This window comes from Vibrio sp. SG41-7 (assembly GCF_014164465.1).
Lineage (GTDB): Bacteria > Pseudomonadota > Gammaproteobacteria > Enterobacterales > Vibrionaceae > Vibrio > Vibrio splendidus.
The window spans coordinates 1-16,883 of sequence record NZ_JACJFF010000104.1; the positions used below are offsets into that span (position 1 = coordinate 1).

Sequence of the window (16,883 nt, forward strand, 5' to 3'; positions counted from 1 at the left end):
TCTCGTTTATGGACATGGCGCGTAACAAGACTCGCTTTATACAGCGCATTAACCGTAGAGGCAAGTTGTCGGCAAGTACCTTCACAGCCAGTACGAAGTAATGCTTTGCAGCACACCTTCCATTCTCTTTCGATTGAAAGTAGGTTGAAATCACTTTTTCCCCAGCGTATTGCGAGGTGTTTTAATTGATTCCTATAGCTTATCAACCTACTAACCGCTGCATGTGAACCAGAGCTTGAGTTCTCCTTTTGCCATTGAATCAGCGCATAGAGATAAGACTGAATATCGCGGCGGTACTTTTCGTTAATATTCCCGAAAGAAATGTTTTTTTGGTTCTGGTTCAGAGCGTGGAAGTCCCACTCTACATCAAAGACACGAGACTCCCCCTCCCCGTGAGAGTTAAACGTCACATACGGATTTTCAGCGAGTTCTTGGCGAAGCTGTATAAGCTTTTCAGACATAAATTACCCTTTAAAAAATTGGCTTGCACTGGCTCGGTCTTGGTAAAGCGGGTGGTAATCACCGTCATCCACTTTTTGTTTTGCTTGAGCGTAGTTTTTCGGTGCTTTTTGTTTCAGCCTGAGAAGGACTTTTTTCAATATGCCTTCCAACACGAAATACTCATCTTTCGGTGCGGAATTACTCGCCACAACCTCTTTGAGGTCTTCTATTTGCTCTAAAAAAGACAACATCAACCAGATATCATTTTCTGACGCCACCAACTTATGGCGGTCGCAATCAAAGCAACCAAGAAAATCCGTGCAACGCCCCGTATCTTGGGAAAAATCAATGCCCAATTGCTTCATGCGCCTCGCCTCGGCAACGAGCTTCTCTGGTGTTGGTCCAGCGCATTTGATGCCAGTAGGTGTTGTCATCAATGGCTGCTCTTTGCTTTCACTGCGACGAAATTTCTTATAATCATAATCTGAAAAAATATCGCTATGCATTGCCTTTGCATCCTCGATGGCTTTACCAATCTCCTCCCCCTTGGCAGTCGCACTTAACACGCCAAACGTGGCATTGAGGTTGTTATCATGATCTGCCTGAACACCGCTAGAGTACCGCTTGGCTACAACATTCACGGTATTGTTCAGCCCCTGTGACACAAGGAAAATATCTTCAGTGACGCGCATCAGTACATCAGATTTTGTTGCCCTAAATCGGCTTGCAGAAACCGTTAAACCAGTTATTTTCTCAAGCTGTTTGTTGATTACACCAATGCTTGTCCCATCGACATTGAATGTCCAAACATCACCATTGGCACTAAAGAAAGGGCAAAGTGGCAACTCATTTGACAGTGGGATACCCAGTGATTGGTACATTAGCGTAGATGTTTTTATCCATCGGGTGATTAGTATTTTGGTTCGCAGGCTGAAGCCAGCGGTATTATCCAAGTCCTTATAACCCGCTCTTAACTTTTCACCGTTAAAAACAAACCGCCCACTGCCAATACTTTTAAATGAAACATCTTTATGCTGCACGTTAGCGAGCACTGATTTATTCATGCCTGTCAGCATCGAAAGCACGAAAAACCAATTACGTGATGCCTGATTATAAAATACCTGCCGATTAAGTTGCTCAAGTGGAAGCGGCCTGTCCTTTAGGTTTGCAGGCATGGGTTTCATGCAAAGCTTGAAACCTTTTTTCTTACTTGCACGTTGCAGTGATGTCCATCCTTGGGCCTTTACTTGCTTATCAAATAGATCTTCATCAAAGAACGGATGAATATCTAGCAACTCACTTTTCTCAATCGCTTCCTGAAAGGCCAGAGCGCCCTTAATCAATACCTTTGATAACAGCTTCAGTTCTGTTTCCACATGAAACGCCTTATTTGCAGTCAAAGGGCGTGCTGCAACTTCTGGCAGTATCTTAAGGTCAGATTCTCTGCTCCACAGCCTTAATAGGAAAGATAAGCTGTTTTTAATCTGCATTGCTATCGATACCTGCTCACCTTTTTCGCGTAATTTATTGAAGTGCTTAATACAATCAATCATGGCCGCATTACTGAAAAGGTCACCGTGATAACCAATGCCGTCAAGATATTGGAAGTAACTAACAAGCCCTGTAAAGTAACGCTGTTTTGACTCGTTTTCAGGTAAAGGATATAGCCTTTGGTGAATCTCCTTGACGATATCATCCCGATTCGCCAACACCTCGCTCCCTGATTTTATTTTATTTACTGTCGGGACGTGACGGTAGCGCAGGCGGTGAGTGTAGACTTTCCGTCTATTGCCACAGTCCAAAACCATATTTTCAAAGCGAAGTGGGATGATAGGTGCGCTGGTCTTCTTTGTTGTAATTTTGGTGCGCTTTCGTCCTTGATTCATAGTGCCACCTCCAAATCATCAAAAGCGCCAATATAGTCCAGCGCGTCCTCGTAAATTTCATCGGCAGAGGGTATATCTTGTGCAATTTTCAGGTACTCTATCGTCGTCGCTCTATCTTCATGACCAAGTAGCGCTGACACCCTATCCAATGCATCATCGGGTGTGATTGAGGGGTTACCATATTCATCCTTTTTATTTAAAAGATGGCGAAAGATATTAACAGCAAACGTTGAGCGTAAATTATGTATAGAACCGACGATAGGATGGTCAAGGCCTTGAGTTAGGTTTGCAGTGTTGCGTATTTCAACCCAGCGGCCAGTGAAGTCTTGTAGCCGCGTAAACATAGGTTTCCCTGATTGGGTAATAAACAGGTATTCCAGCTTGGGGTTAATCGCATCATCTCCCTCAAAAAACTGCGTATTTCCTTCTTCTTTCTGCTCCTTGCACCATGCTTTGAATTTCTCTAGGCGCTTTTGATACCTGTCGGACTGCGAGTAATCGTAAAGCATCTTCATCAATGTGGCGGGGATAATGGTAACGCGGCTTTTGTTCTTCTCTGCGCAACCCTCAGCTGTCTTTGTGAGTGATTGGTACTTATCACCAACACCCAAATCCATCACAGGCTTTTTAAACACCTCTTTGCCGTCCTGAATCATAGTTTCGGGGTTAACTATCTGTCCTAGGTGAAGGCTCGCCGCTTCTTCTCTCCGCAATCCAGTATTACGGCAAATCATGGGGTGCAGACAGAACTCAATCGGCAATGAATGCAGTTTATTTTTGTCACCATGACGAACTACCCTGCGGGATTTCATTAAGATGGTTTGCAGGATGTTCCATTCATTATTGGTAAACGGTTTTAAGTCACGGCGTAGATTACTGAGGTTGGTGCCTCCACTGCGAGATGATTTAGTAAACTTAATCCGCATATCCGTCGTGTGCACCTGCTTACGTTGGTAAGCTTTCATACTGGATGCAGATGCCTCGAAATGGATATTTACTGTCTCAAACTGGAAGGGAGGGTTATTGAAACGAATGCCTTGGCGAAGACAGTGTTTATAAAATCCTACGACACTGCTCATATATTGCCTAGCCGTTGTTTTAGCCAATACACCCTCAATAGCGAGTTGCTTTATGCCATCCCGATATTGGTAGGTTAACCGCTCTTGTTTGTTACGAGGAAAAGCGCTCCATTCTGGGCGGGGGTCATCATAGAGAGGGTCAAAGTCCCCTCCATCGTATTCAGCATCCCACTCTGCCTGTTTGTCCAGTATGAAGCTGAAGTAATGGGCAAGCCCCTGTGCATCTGTACCAAGCTCAAGCACGCCATCATCGATTGCTTTCGACAATAGGAACTCATTGACCATGTTTATTGGCTGGTAGCTGATTAGGTTGTCTTTGTCGTCATACCCAGCGATATAGAGTAAAGGGAGTTTCTTGATTGGGAACGTATTGCCATTGGCACGGTAGGTAATCTGAGGTTCGCCATTCTCATCAATGGATACCAATGGCTCCTACTATTAGTACCGATTCTGATAATTTTTATTCCCCCGCCAAAACAAACAGTTACCAACCCATCAAAAAGAGCTGAGACACTTTTGCTTCATTTTTGATGCTTTTGAGACAGTTTAACCCCCAAAGAAAACCAACATAAAGACTTTTAAAATCAACAACTTGAAATCAAAGCAAAAGAAAAATATTCTTTGTGGCATGACCTATTCCCCCCCATACAAAGGACATTTTCATGCCTAAACTCTTATCGCGAGAGACGCTGAATGCGCACCTCTTAACGCTGCATCACGAAGCCGATAAAACCACTCACCCCCACTTTCAGTGGTACGCCCATTATCGAGTGATTGCCCCCGCTCAAGTGGCCGATAGGAACCGCGATATCGTCACGGTCGAATGTACCCATCATCAACGTACGTTTGAGACAAAGTGGCGTTACTTGGCGCTTCAAGGGAACAAAAAGCCCGTACTTTGCCCTGAATGTCTGGGCAACTTGCGTCATATAAGACGGTATCAACGAGACCAACTGTTCATCAAACTCCTGCTTATTCGCATCATGACTGCCAGCATCCACGCCAACGCCATAATACACAGCGGCTTCATTATGTAGTTCAATGTCGAATGCTAAACGCTGCTGACCTTGGTTGAAGTACGTCAAGCTCTCCAGCGACACACCATAAAATTGATTCACTGAGGCAAAGGTATTCACCACTAACGAAGAGGGTTGCGGGCTTGGATGTCAGGCTCAGCTTGATACAAGCCAACAACAAGCACCCCTAAACCAAATTTCTTTTCAGGCGTGTAGTAGGCGGTTGGAATATAGCTCATATCCACTTTTTACTGCTATCAAACCCACCATCGGCACCAAACATATCAAGTACGTCATCGACAAAAGTCGGTTCCATGTCCTGAGGAGTATCAAATAAAGACTCAACAGAGAAGCTAAAAGAAGAATAGCCGATAAGAGACAAGGCAATAACGCACACTTTTTCTTGTGTGGAAGTCATCATTATAAATTCACATTCATTGAAGAGTAAGTAGACCGTCAGTGGCTAGTGAAATGGGTATAAGCACGGCACCATAACGAAACGTAAGAAATAAGAACGATTCGAAATACCGCCCCGAGAGTCTCTGAGGCGGATATTCACTATACGAACGGAAAAGAGTTAAATTTACTCTTCAGAAGGTTTAGTCACTTCTTCTGAGGACGATTCTGATGTTGTCGCCTCCGGATTCGGCTTCACACTAGAAGGGGTTAATTGGGAGTCACTCTCAGCGGCCAACTGAACATCCGATGCTCTCAAATTATCCACTAAATCTTCTAGGCTTTTTATATGAGCATCACTCCTAGCTATCTGCTTCTCTAATAGCTCATTGTGTTTTGTCGCATCAGACAGCTTTTTCACCTGTTGTTGGTTGTCAGTTTCCAACTGAGTTAATTGCTTGGTCAATGCTTCGTTTTCTGATTTTAATCCCGAGCTTAGATCTGAGCTTTTTTGTGCGTTAACACTATCTAAAACCTGTTGAAACTGAAGGCGTAGCCCAACATCGCGATAATCGTCACCATTCACAGCTTTAGAAATGCTGAGTAATTGATTCTCAACTTTCAATACTGACTGTTCAAACTTATCACCATTTACACTTGCGAGTATTTTCACCTCATGAGCGACATTGCGTACGTGCTTCAATTCAAACTCGGCAGCTTGAACTGCATCTTCAATCATCGACGTTTCTCGAGGGTTCGCTTTCACTTGGCTTTCTGTTAATGCGATTTGAGATGTTGCCTTCGCAAAAGTTAATGGAACAACATCATCAAAGTCTTCATTTTTCAAAAAGGCCAAATCATCTTTCAAAGGTTCGATGTACGTCTTATGCGCCACTTTCAGTTCTAATAAATGGGCTTCATTGAGGAACTCTACTTGTGCTTCTTGAGCATCTTCAAGTTCGCCTTCCTGTACATACTCGAATAACTCACGATATTCTGAATACAATCTTTTGTAGCTCGAAGTAAATAGAGTATCCGCACGAAGAGAGGTCAGGTAATCCATTTGCTCAATCGAATCAGCCAAGACTCGATCCGCGTTTTTCTTTAGTTCTTGAATTGAGTCATAGTCTGACTTAACCAATGCAATTTTCTCATCAAACGCTTCAGCATAAGTCAGGCTCGAAAACATAGAGTAGCTATTGTTAACCAGAGTCTCGTCTTTTAGTAATTCAGCATAAATGCTGTCAACATCATCCCATGCCTCTAGCAGACGATTGTATTTATTGGGATCATAAATCGATAATTGAGCATGTTCTTGAAGCTCAACTTCCCACTGAGAGTAAACGCTTTGAATAGACTGAAAAGAGCGAACCTTTACAGTATCGTTCGTGGTTTGACTCGAATCCACCGGCTCTGAAGGTGTACTTTGACAACCTGAGACAGCAAATATCATACAAAGAACCAGTGTGGCTTTGTTTATTTTCATTTTCTATGCACTTCCCTTTTATGCAACATCAATTTATGTAAATAATATAACCCGTTAGAGAAGACTCTTCCAGACATGTCCTGGGTATTGATCATGACAATGCTCACGCGTTGAGCCATGGCGATAATGTTAATGATTGAGCATCAGTTAGCCGGAGTACCTTCTCATACTCGTGGTAGAGCCCTATTACGCCAGCGCTTCTACCATGGAATCTAACCCAAACCTAACGGCTTTAGTTCCCCCCATCAATACGCCGAGTAATTGCGCTTACTAAGGTTCAATGATCAAGAGAGCCACTATTAATTGTGATTGGTGAGATTCATGCCTATGCTTTTTATGTGCTTCTGGTTTGGTTGTTTATTCTAAATTAAGCGAACCTTGCTCTTTCGTGATGTCAGGGATGGTGATTCGATATGATTAATAAATTTCTAGTACTTGCTGCTGTGGCATCGATGGGTGTGACGATTTCTGACACATCTCGTGTTGGTTGGCTAAAGGGGTTGGTCGAGGGTGATGTGCCTCTTGCTATCAAGGAGGCGTTTGTTCCTTGTTATGTACTTTATTCAATATAACGATCCCCATCTCAACGTTCATCAAGACCGCAAAAAAAAAGAATCCCTACTGCAACCAATCAGAAAGGGGACGTCCTGAAGTCATATCTGGTGATCCTGAATTAGAATGAGTACCAGGATAGAGGTTGACCTTACCGTTAAATACGTCCTAAAGTGAGCGTGTTACGAAGCACCTTGGATGTAAGTTATGAACAAGAAAAAGTTGACCGAAAAAGAGTTGTTAGAAAAGATTACTCCTTATAATTCCCACAGTGATTTGCTCGCCAAGACCGAAATAAAGCCAGGTATGTTGCCTTTCGCTGATGTGGAAAGCATATCAGATGATTTCATGGTTAATCGAATTGATGAGCCTAGTTCAAATTTGGTGAACCCAAATGCTTTTCTTTCATACCTCGAGTTAGCGCTAGATAACCTTCCAGATGGTGATATCGAGCTCTGCGACTTGGGTAATGAAATTGGTAGGGTCATTGCAAATTTAAACTCACCACACAAAACACTCTTGCAGGAAGTCATTCATGGTGTTGAACACGGTTTTGATTTGATTAGCAAAGAAAGAGGAGGCTTCGAATAGGTATGCTTGATGAATGGATTATCAACAATATGGCATTAACCAGTATCATCATAGTAGCCACGGGGTTAACGCTCGGGTACATCCTTTTTTAAAACGGATTATTAGGGCTGCGACGAAAATCTCAGTAGTACGTTGACACGAGTTACGGCGATCAGTAAACCGCCTATCAACTTTTTCTTGAGATGTTATTTAGTGCGTTAGGCCAAAGTGATGAATCAACTCAAGAAAAGTTAAAGTTTATCGCCAAAGCTTTAAACACACCTATTGACATAAATGACACTGCCGATTTTTTACACAGCCTTGAAAAATATGCAACGAGTCTAAGCCAAACCATTCGTCAGAGATTAAAAGATGATGAAGAGGACAATCTTGACTTTACCGTTGCCTCGACGCTGATGCACCACTACCGTCAGCAAGCAGAAAAAGAAGAAAACTGGCAAGAGGCCATCAATTGGTTACTCAGGGTCGAACTCAACGATTCTCATTGGTTGACCATGGGGCACTATCATCTGCACTTGAAGCAATATAAACAAGCTACGCGATGTTTACACCAAGCAAGAAAGTTGATGGACAAAGAACATTTCCATTACGCTAAGAGCATTGATTTAGAATGTGCTATCGCAGAGACAGAGCAAGACATCCTCGCATATGGAAGATTCGCTGGGATCAATTCAAAAATAAACCAAGCCGATACACCATTGGTCACTTGAGTGATTTAACGAGCGAACACCCAGAACTATCTTCTCACTATCAGAGCGATATTTTAACGTTTCTTGAGGCAGGTATAGAAAGCAGCGGGCAAACCGAAACGCTATTTTTACTAATCGATAGCGCCATTCAATATCAGCATATTCCAACGCTGTTGAAATGGTGCGAACACCCAGCAATTACTGTTGGTCAACTGCCTGACATTGCTCAAAAGTTAGGTGCAGAGCATCATAACGTCGCTTTTCACCTTTACCAACGCGCCATAACGGAAACCGTTAAAAGAACCAATAATCAAGCGTATCTACAAACGGTTGTGTTACTGAGTGAACTCAAGGTATTGCCAGCCCCACACAAAGAAGCACATCTCCACCAATGGCAACGTTTTTTAGCCACACTGCGCCATAATATGAAAAGAAAACATAAATTTATTCGATATCTCGATGAGCGATTTGATTAACTTTGGTTAATCTAATCGTATCTTTTACTCATCCGTAAAAAACAATCATGCAAACAACTCAGACGGATCTATTTTAAAAAACGGATTGTGAAAGCGGGACACCTCAATACGCTGCTTTAAACGCAACTGTAATTGCTTAACCGTCTTGACCTCTTGGCATTCGGCCAGGAGATCTTGTGCTTCTTTTTGCAAATTATCACGGTACTCTCGCAACCCTTTCTGACGTGACGCTTTGTTACCCCCACCAAACCGTTGCCAAATGATGCTTTTTATATCACCACCATGCTGAAGATCTTGATACTCCAAATTTAATTGCTCAATCTTTTCCGTCAGCGTCATCTTTAAGCGTTCAAGCATACCGTCATCCATCACCATCTCATGCTCAGGGAGGTGTTGCTGAGCCAGCATAAACAAGGCCACCACATCTTTGTCTTTCTTCGCTTGTGACAGTTGCTGCATCAATGCGCTTTTCTCTGACTTCTTCTCTTCGTCCGTTTCTTTGTCTGGGTGTAATTGCTTGGCCAGTTGGCGATACAACTTGGTTATCTGTTTATCGCTGTAAAGCGCGTCGCTCGCTTGATGATGTGACAGATCGAAGTGGGCTTTACCATCGGTTTGAGAGAAATAATCCTCACCTCCCCAATCGATGTCATCTTCTTCACCGTGTTCCTCTTCCATTTTTTCAGCTACCACGCTTTGCAGATAATCGTGAAACTTCTGAGGATCCTTGACCATGGCCATTAATTCGTCATCGCTGACATCAAGATCGTAACCCAGCATCATGGATATCTCTTCGCGAAATCCCTCGATTTGGTCTTCCGTTATCAAGATGTCTTCACCTTGGTTCGATGGTAATGCCAAAAGCGCTTGGTTGAACGATTCGCGTAACGCTATCGAGTCCACAGGGTTGAAAGGGTTTGACTCTAAAATAGTTAACTCTTCTTGTATCCAATCGTACAGGGCTTCACGTTGCGGCCCTTTAATCGTTTTGCGCGGGATAAAAGTCAGCAGATGATGGATCCATTTCTCGGTCGCTCGGCACATTGCGTGTTCTTGCTTTTCATTCGATGCTTTGAAGTCATGATAAAAATCATCCAACTTGGCTTGGTAACGCTCGAGACGTCGTTGTCTTTTTCCCACCTCCTCCCATAACTGGTTAAGCTTATTTTTTTGCTTTGGGGAGGATGAGGTCGTTGCTAAAAAAGAAAGAGGGGCGGTTGTCATAATGCGCAAGTCGTTGAGAATGATACTCAGAGATTATCGCAAATTCATGGTTCGAAAAAGTCCGAGGTAAGGTTTTGATGATACTGATCCGGTTATTAGGCTGCGTCTCCTTAAAAGTCGGTAACATTATTGCTTGTTGTGAAAAGAACCTAGATAACGCCTCCACTCGCTGGGTATTGGATGCGGTTATCTTCGATATAAACCTTAATCAAGTCACTGTACTGGCTTGAGACGCTTCACCTTAGCTCGGTGTCTTTTACCTCTTATGTTTCCATATTGTCAGTGTCATCCGGCAGGCCGGTAGCCTAAGATTTATTCTACGCGATTCACCTTTTTCTCAATGCAAGTTCACATTTACAGAACAAAAACCGACCACATCCTCGCTTTCTCTTGACCTGTAACATACTCCGCGCTTCTATTGAAAGTGTTCATGATTTAAACAAATTACATTGAACAACACTTTACTCCAACACGATAATAAGAGGCGGTTCTTGGGTTATATTGCGAACGAAAAAAGAAAAAACCGAAACAAACAGAGTGGTGCCCCTTACCCTGAAGCCAAACTCACGGTCACTTCTCTTGTCCGAATTTTCAAAAACTTAAATCGCAGCCGACTCCCGCTCAAAAAACGAGAAAAATTCTTTTTTGTTTTCATTTATCTATGGCTAACAGGCGAATTGGCCTCGTTAAGAAAACAAGACGATAGCGCCAAAATTTCAGACTACACACTGCCCGACCTTTTCCGACAGCAGGCTTACAAAACATGTCAAAAAAATGCATTTCGAACGGTCATACACGGATCCACCTCTTGGGTTGAATACGCTGTCGCTTACCCCGTAAAAAATCATACCGTCTATTTATGGCAACCCGTTCCCTCTCGACTTAACCCCTTTTTTCAACGATTTATTTCCCAGCGCGGCTATGAACGTCCTTTTTTAAGCTCGAGCGAAAAAGATGAACTCAAGAGCATGATAGAGAAACGCTGGAAACAACACGGGTTGGATGAGTTAGAGCAATCCGTGGGAAGAAAAGATAATCTCATTAACTATTTCAATATCTGCGTTCAAAACGACAACCATCTATCCGCACTCCCTCGTTACGTGCTTACCCATCAACATCATCGAGTTCATCACAGCAATGCACGGTATTACCAACAAGAGACCAGTGACCGAATACGAGCGAAAATATTCCGAGCACATGAACGCTATCTTGAACGCTTAATTTTTGAGATCAGGGCGTTAAAGTTTGAAGAAAGGTTTACCGTAGAAAGGCGCACCAAAAACCGCTCGGGGATAGAACGCGTCTACTTGGTGGATACCACATTAATACAAAACGTTCCTAGGGCATTCGAAGCTCACAGCATTAAACAACTTCACTATCACGAAGGCGAATCCAAGCCAAGTTCGGTACAAGCCCCCCTCTTGATTGGAAGTCGACGTAGCGTTGACGTAGTGACACTCGCGAGCTTTTTTCGCCAAATAGAGAACGATATCCTTGCGTATTCCATGTCGATTGAGAAAGAGCACTCTCTTGAGACGTTCCTCTCGTATTACAATCTATGCACCTATCATCTCGTCTTGTGTTTCTTAATCTGTACTGGTGTACGCCCCACCCACCATATCAGTATTGAGTCTCGGCGTTACTTTCCTGGTAAAAAAGCCAGTGTGCGAGATAAGGGGCATTATCGTGAAATCTTCATCAATGAGTACCTTACTGAGCAAATTCATCAACATCAGCTATTACAACAGAGGCTAGCGTCGCTTTTACCCGCCAAGGCTTTCCATTTAGAGAAAGATGTATTGTGGTACCTGATAGATGACAATGAAAAAGCGCAAACGGTCTCTGCCAGTCTCTTGCGCCAGTTTTTAAAACAACGAGGGACGACCTTTGTGGCCTACTCGATAAGACATGCTTTTGCTCAATTCGCACTCGAACATGTTGCCCCTTCTTCTTTGAGTAACGCTCAACTCGATAGGCTGATGGGGCACGCGAACCTCGGTGAAGATATCGGCAATGACCATATCTTCCCCCTGCATCGTCAACAGCTCATTCAACACATCAATCGCATTGCCTCGAACTTTAACTTACAAAAGGTGTGCTATGTCAAATAACTCAACGCACAGCACTCCTTCGAGCTGTCACAAAGACGATAAAGCCGCCATCAAGGTTTATTCTTCTCTCATGCGCGCACTCCCTATCGAGCACATTGTGCATTACACGCAGCAAAACCATGCATTCACGCCACCAGAAGATGCCATCAAATGGGTGTTACATCACTGGCCAAACACTCAAGAATCCAGCCGACAAGTCACGAAAGTCACACTCAGTGATGTCAGACAACAATGGACACACCAGCCTGCGAGACTCAAATCGCATTACCAAAGCGCATTGACCGCCATCTTGCTGTACCTCCACCATGCACTTGGATGGGAAATACCGAAAACAGAAGAAAAAAAACTGGTCGACCACGACGCCAAGCTCTTTGAAAACATCACGTCCCATGCGCATGCGGCCTATCGCCTTCTTCAAGGATACAGCACGTTTCTAGAGACCTTTTATCAAAAGAGAGCTCCGCTTAGTCAGGAGCAGGTCGCGTTAATCGTTGCACTAGAAGTGGCCCCTTTGCCTCTCGACTACCTCCACCACATACTTACGTCACCAGATTGTATTGAAATCGTCGATAACCGTCTTTACTTGCGCCTAATACACATCCAAGGCCCCCAAAGTAAAGGCCGGCCAGATAAAGCAGCAGAAAGCGCATCGTTTACTCGCTACCACTTACCGCTCTCCGTTTATCGCGTTTTAACCACATTCTATGAACAAAAGGCGGCCACGCTCTCTCATGCCTCAATGGGGCTCAATCCGCTCATAGAACGGCTTCATGTCTTCATAGGTCAACTGATCGCTGACACTGAGCCATCCTCACTGGTGGGTTCAACCACTCATCCTTGTCCCAAGAGACAATTGCATTCTCTCTTTCAAGCCGCCTGGTATTACCGTGACGATGTCGTGCCAACGCTCTTAAAAGACATCGCCTACCCAACAAGACATGTGGCCTATGATCTGCAAAGCCCCAGCATTCCCAATCAACAAAAACAGCTGGATGATATTTATACACAAACCTGGGATGACAAGTGGTATGAAAAAGTGGAGCCTGGCCAAAAAGAGAAATGGCCGCACCAGGCGCTGTTAAATGCGTATAAGAAAAACAGAACAAAGCCAACAGAATACGAAGTGACGAGATGGCAAAGACACAATGTATTACCTCAACTGGCGGGCCTATTTGTAAGAAACCTTATTTTGTTCGGCGGGGAGCGGGTTGAAAACCTCAGCGATAGTACGCTAACTCAATATTCAGGATTAACAAAGATACTCAAGCCATTTCCATTAAGCTTTGAGGCCAGTCAAAACCATGATGAACTCATGCCTTGGGCCCACCGCACGTATGCAGCGCTCACCACTCACAGTTCACAACAAAAACTCCATCGTTTTTTTAAATTCTTAACGACGCAAGATTTAACCGACCACATCAATTTAAACGAACTGCACAACCCCACCGTCCCCATCAATGTGGACGCCAATTTCATCTCTCTTGACGCATTGCACGAGATTGTTCATGCCTTAGTCAGTAATACAAAAGGGCATTTCTATCAGCGTTTATTCAGCGCATCGGCGGTTATTCTTGCGTATTTTGGCAAACTCAGACGCGGTGAAATCGTAAGGCTGCGAATTAAAGACATCTGGGCCACCCAAAAAACCGCCTCTCATCATGGTCAAGATGATAATCAATACTTTACGCTACATGTGACTCAGACAAGAGAAGGGAAAACGAAAAACAGACAATCACGATGGGTGCACATATACCTTCCCCCCGAGTTTGCTACCCTCATTCGTATGTGCATCAAGCTCAAACCAAGATTATCCGCTCGCGCGGGTAGGACCAGCCGCTCCCCACAAATGCCGCTCATTGGTTTTGAAAATGAAAGCATCACATCCAGACAACTGCATTACTTGTTGCCCGCCACCAAAGCCATTAAAGCGATTTGTGGTGAGGATGTCCGCTTCCATCATTTAAGGCATTCTGGCGCCTGTGTTTCTCTTCTTCAAAGCCTGCATTTCATCAGCCATGGCACTGATACCGATATGGGATTGCCGCCCAAACTTCAAGCCTTGATGACCCAAGAAGTATTGAAAGCGCAATTTCAGCATTGGTTAGAACAGCAGGACACGCTTAACCTCAATGATAATTTGGTGTTTGAAGAGTTCATACGGGAGATCGGGCATAAACACTACGCCACAACCCGCAAGCACTATGTCCACGGCATGGATTGGCTTTACCCATTTTATCGAAAAGCTGGGAACCCAAAAGAGAATAAACCTTACACTCGAGCAGAACTGTGTTGGCTATTGGGGTTAAAAAAAGGATCGAACGATCTCTCCCGTCGCATCGCGAAGTTAGACGCGCAATACGCGCAGCTTTCAACAGAAGAAAAGAAACATTACCCATTGCTATTCTCCGAAGAGGTCCTTCGCAACCACTTATTCCCTCAAAAGCCCAAAGTCCCATCGAACACCATACCAACATCGCACTTAACCACGCTGCTTACGGAGCTATCCGATGAAGCGTTACGCGCCAATCAGCCCGATTGTCGACCTTTCCCGAACGTTCAGCGCAGTTTACTTAAGACGCTGTTTTGTCAGCAGTTCAATCACAATAAAGACCAATTCCTCTTTTCAGACATCAGCGCAGTGTGGGCGTACTCCAACAAGCACAGACCTGAGATGTCACGCCAAAAGTGGGAGAAAGCCATGGGTAAAGTGAACAGCATGACGCTTATTGATGGTGATGAAACGCCGCAGATTTTAATCAGGATGTCGACGAATCAAAAAGATGGCACCTTATTCCGAGAGGCCTTTAAAGTACCCGAGCTGCAGTTTTTCCAGGCGAGCTTTAACCTCATGGTGAATGGAAAGACCGACCCAACACGGCAAGAAAAAAATATCCGCGAACACTTTGCCGATGAAAAAGATTCAGTTCTTATCACGAAGAAAAGAGAAGGGTCTACAGAACTTCATATCACACTTTCCCTTCGAGAGAGCATCACACTCGCACCGCAAACGATGCATTATATCTATGAGTATCTGACCTATTTCCAGGCTCACAACAAGCACCCAGAGTAACAGAGAAAAGCCAGCGCCGCTCAACGCCCATGACAACACCATCAGCCGATAAAGGAAATTGAATGAAAAAAAAGACCGTCCCACTTCATATCAATGCGAAATTCGCCCAAAAAAGCTTACAGCGCATGCAACGTCAACTCATCAAAAATAGCGACGACTTTTATGTCAGCTTCTGTTTTGACTTTGAGAAAAACCAATGCAAAATCATAGGGGGGCATGCGCCTGAGTATTCACTCCTGACACTGGACTTAAATCACGACGTCCAAGCGAGCAATACACTGTGCTCATTTTCACTCTCGGGTGATGTGTTCAAAAACTGGCTTCGTTCGGCGCTCGACCTCTACCTCCTCACACAAGAAGAATTCGTTATCCTCCATATTGACTGTCATTTCAAAAACGCTCCTCCCTCTATCATTATCTACGATACCAAAGCCGTCTCTCTTCTTGATAAGCAATGCGATACCGAAGCCGTCCTAGCTCGTGTTTGTCGACGCCAAATTAAGACGCGCGACCCTCTTGATTCACACATTCAATTTATTCATTCAGATGCTCAACGTGACTATCAAAGCATCGCCAAATCCACCTGCCAAAGTCTTATCCATGAGATAAAGCCGCATTCCCCTTTCCAAATGGTTGAATTTGATCCAGGGACGAAAGAGCTCAAAATCATGCGCAACGATGAACTCGAAACGAGCACGACCAACCTTAAAATCGATCTCGGGCATTCGTTCATTGCCTCTGAGCCGGGTGTCGAAATGCTTGGGCACCTTATCGAAAACACCGCCGATAAAGACATTCGAATCCGCCAAGAAAACGACCAGCTGATCATCAAAACATCAGAGCAATGTTCGGTACTGTCGCTCGAAGGGCTCGATGAATTTAAGCAAAAAGTGGCCGATGCGCTTGACGTATTTTCCACCTTTACCGTTGACATCACTCCATTCAAGGCTGAAATATCCGCTTTGCGCAGCTACCTTGATGTTCGTTCTCAAGACATTGCGTATTTTGTGATTCAAAAGGAGGATTCGTTCTTAGTCGCGCAAGTTGAAAATGAAACGCACACCAAACCCATCTTGGTGGATAACTTATCCATGACAAGCCACGAACAGCTCATCGTACAGATTCATTTAAAACCGTTTCTCGACCTGAAAATCTCGAACATCACCGAAATGAAAGAGATGAAAGTCACCATCTATAAAAACAACCGTCTCGAGACGTATATGGGATTTTTTGACGAGGCCAGGAAACATATCCCGACACAATCCCTTGCTGTCGAACTGATTAACAACGCGCAGAAAATTCGAGAGATTAATCTCGCGCTGGAAGATTATAAAAAAGACAAAGGCTTGGTTAAGCCGGAGAAAGCAGGAGAAAACCACACCTTAGATTTAGAGTCGATGTTTTAAACGCGAAACGATACCTAAATAGCCGTACAAAAAAACGCGCATAAACACTGGGCATTAAAACAGTATGAGTCTACATTAAATGGTGGAACTTTATACAGGCAGGGTGACAGGTTCATTTCACGATGAAACCGTGAGACGCACCCGAGTTTGAAAAAAGTAAATACGCAGTTGGGATAGGAAGGCAGCAACCTCCCTACCCTGTACCGGCTGCAGAACGTTTAAGCAGACCCAGCCGATGGCTCGATTCTAGCGAATTCCATTGGTGAGGGACAGATGTATTTAAGATCTGATATCAATGGAGGCCGCTATGGCTCATCTTCGCATCCGTCCTAATAGGCGCATTCAGTTCGATCTTCATTTGTACGGCCAGCGCTTTCGTGAAGGCACCAAACAAATGGCCACGCCAAAAAATGTAAGGCTTGCTCAAGCCACCCTCAAGCAAATGAACGCCGAGATTGAC

15 protein-coding genes and 1 pseudogene are annotated in these 16,883 nt (G+C 44.1%); 9 read left to right on the forward strand and 7 right to left on the reverse strand.

The annotated features are described in order from the left end of the window. The 6 genes and pseudogenes from H5300_RS20445 to H5300_RS20470 form a co-directional block, all read right to left on the reverse strand. Nucleotides 1-461, reverse strand: a pseudogene (locus H5300_RS20445) (hypothetical protein); the annotation flags it as partial. Nucleotides 462-464: 3 nt separating this feature from the next. Beyond that, nucleotides 465-2,327: a hypothetical protein gene (locus tag H5300_RS20450; protein WP_182796730.1), complete on the reverse strand. Its 1,863-nt coding sequence runs from the start codon at nt 2,325-2,327 to the stop codon at nt 465-467. Beyond that, nucleotides 2,324-3,832 carry a site-specific integrase gene (locus H5300_RS20455; protein WP_182796731.1) on the reverse strand — a complete coding sequence of 503 codons (1,509 nt, stop codon included), beginning with the start codon at nt 3,830-3,832 and terminating at the stop codon, nt 2,324-2,326. The genes H5300_RS20450 and H5300_RS20455 overlap by 4 nt, the downstream gene beginning before the upstream one ends. A gap of 278 nt (nt 3,833-4,110) precedes the next feature. Further along, nucleotides 4,111-4,491, reverse strand: coding sequence for a hypothetical protein (locus H5300_RS20460; protein ID WP_182796732.1), 381 nt, complete (start codon nt 4,489-4,491; stop codon nt 4,111-4,113). A 166-nt stretch (nt 4,492-4,657) separates the two neighbouring features. Next, complete coding sequence (locus H5300_RS20465) at nt 4,658-4,843, reverse strand: hypothetical protein (RefSeq protein WP_182796733.1); 186 nt, start codon at nt 4,841-4,843, stop codon at nt 4,658-4,660. 162 nt (nt 4,844-5,005) lie between these two features. Continuing rightward, complete coding sequence (locus H5300_RS20470) at nt 5,006-6,304, reverse strand: ATPase (RefSeq protein ID WP_182796734.1); 1,299 nt, start codon at nt 6,302-6,304, stop codon at nt 5,006-5,008. Nucleotides 6,305-6,717: 413 nt separating this feature from the next. On the opposite strand from H5300_RS20470, the gene H5300_RS20475 reads away from it, so the two are divergent. The 4 genes from H5300_RS20475 (at nt 6,718) to H5300_RS20490 (ending at nt 8,612) form a co-directional block, all read left to right on the forward strand. After that, the gene (locus H5300_RS20475) at nt 6,718-6,876 is read left to right on the forward strand and encodes a hypothetical protein (RefSeq protein ID WP_182796735.1); all 159 of its coding nucleotides are present in this window, start codon (nt 6,718-6,720) and stop codon (nt 6,874-6,876) included. 187 nt (nt 6,877-7,063) lie between these two features. Beyond that, the gene (locus H5300_RS20480) at nt 7,064-7,447 is read left to right on the forward strand and encodes a hypothetical protein (RefSeq protein WP_182796736.1); all 384 of its coding nucleotides are present in this window, start codon (nt 7,064-7,066) and stop codon (nt 7,445-7,447) included. A gap of 182 nt (nt 7,448-7,629) precedes the next feature. Continuing rightward, the gene (locus H5300_RS20485) at nt 7,630-8,157 is read left to right on the forward strand and encodes a hypothetical protein (protein WP_182796737.1); all 528 of its coding nucleotides are present in this window, start codon (nt 7,630-7,632) and stop codon (nt 8,155-8,157) included. Beyond that, nucleotides 8,154-8,612, forward strand: coding sequence for a hypothetical protein (locus tag H5300_RS20490; protein ID WP_182796738.1), 459 nt, complete (start codon nt 8,154-8,156; stop codon nt 8,610-8,612). Before H5300_RS20485 ends, H5300_RS20490 begins: the two co-directional genes overlap by 4 nt. Before the next feature lie 45 nt (nt 8,613-8,657). On the opposite strand, the gene H5300_RS20495 is transcribed toward H5300_RS20490, so the two are convergent. Further along, entirely contained in the window at nt 8,658-9,866 is a 1,209-nt protein-coding gene (locus H5300_RS20495; protein ID WP_182796744.1) for a J domain-containing protein, read from the reverse strand. Between the two features lie 47 nt (nt 9,867-9,913). Between H5300_RS20495 and H5300_RS20500 the strand changes: the two genes are divergently transcribed. The 5 genes from H5300_RS20500 to H5300_RS20520 form a co-directional block, all read left to right on the forward strand. Then, nucleotides 9,914-10,066, forward strand: coding sequence for a hypothetical protein (locus H5300_RS20500; RefSeq protein ID WP_182796739.1), 153 nt, complete (start codon nt 9,914-9,916; stop codon nt 10,064-10,066). Nucleotides 10,067-10,804: 738 nt separating this feature from the next. After that, nucleotides 10,805-11,947 carry a hypothetical protein gene (locus H5300_RS20505; protein WP_182796740.1) on the forward strand — a complete coding sequence of 381 codons (1,143 nt, stop codon included), beginning with the start codon at nt 10,805-10,807 and terminating at the stop codon, nt 11,945-11,947. Next, a complete protein-coding gene (locus tag H5300_RS20510; RefSeq protein WP_182796741.1) occupies nt 11,937-15,017 on the forward strand; it encodes a site-specific integrase in 3,081 nt (1,026 codons plus the stop codon). Before H5300_RS20505 ends, H5300_RS20510 begins: the two co-directional genes overlap by 11 nt. Nucleotides 15,018-15,079: 62 nt before the next feature. Continuing rightward, nucleotides 15,080-16,423, forward strand: a complete 1,344-nt coding sequence (locus H5300_RS20515) for a hypothetical protein (RefSeq protein ID WP_182796742.1) — start codon at nt 15,080-15,082, stop codon at nt 16,421-16,423. Between the two features lie 307 nt (nt 16,424-16,730). Next, on the forward strand, nt 16,731-16,883 hold a 153-nt coding region (locus H5300_RS20520), incomplete at its 3' end, for an Arm DNA-binding domain-containing protein (RefSeq protein WP_182796743.1).

What these genes read in the sequence shown, in the direction of transcription:
- H5300_RS20505 (WP_182796740.1), top strand. Translation starts at nt 10,805, where the DNA reads ATGATAGAGAAACGCTGGAAACAACACGGGTTGGATGAGTTAGAGCAA.
- H5300_RS20480 (WP_182796736.1), top strand. Translation starts at nt 7,064, where the DNA reads ATGAACAAGAAAAAGTTGACCGAAAAAGAGTTGTTAGAAAAGATTACT.
- H5300_RS20470 (WP_182796734.1), bottom strand. Translation starts at nt 6,304, where the DNA reads ATGAAAATAAACAAAGCCACACTGGTTCTTTGTATGATATTTGCTGTC.
- H5300_RS20475 (WP_182796735.1), top strand. Translation starts at nt 6,718, where the DNA reads ATGATTAATAAATTTCTAGTACTTGCTGCTGTGGCATCGATGGGTGTG.
- H5300_RS20515 (WP_182796742.1), top strand. Translation starts at nt 15,080, where the DNA reads ATGAAAAAAAAGACCGTCCCACTTCATATCAATGCGAAATTCGCCCAA.
- H5300_RS20500 (WP_182796739.1), top strand. Translation starts at nt 9,914, where the DNA reads ATGATACTGATCCGGTTATTAGGCTGCGTCTCCTTAAAAGTCGGTAAC.
- H5300_RS20465 (WP_182796733.1), bottom strand. Translation starts at nt 4,843, where the DNA reads ATGATGACTTCCACACAAGAAAAAGTGTGCGTTATTGCCTTGTCTCTT.
- H5300_RS20485 (WP_182796737.1), top strand. Translation starts at nt 7,630, where the DNA reads ATGTTATTTAGTGCGTTAGGCCAAAGTGATGAATCAACTCAAGAAAAG.
- H5300_RS20450 (WP_182796730.1), bottom strand. Translation starts at nt 2,327, where the DNA reads ATGAATCAAGGACGAAAGCGCACCAAAATTACAACAAAGAAGACCAGC.
- H5300_RS20510 (WP_182796741.1), top strand. Translation starts at nt 11,937, where the DNA reads ATGTCAAATAACTCAACGCACAGCACTCCTTCGAGCTGTCACAAAGAC.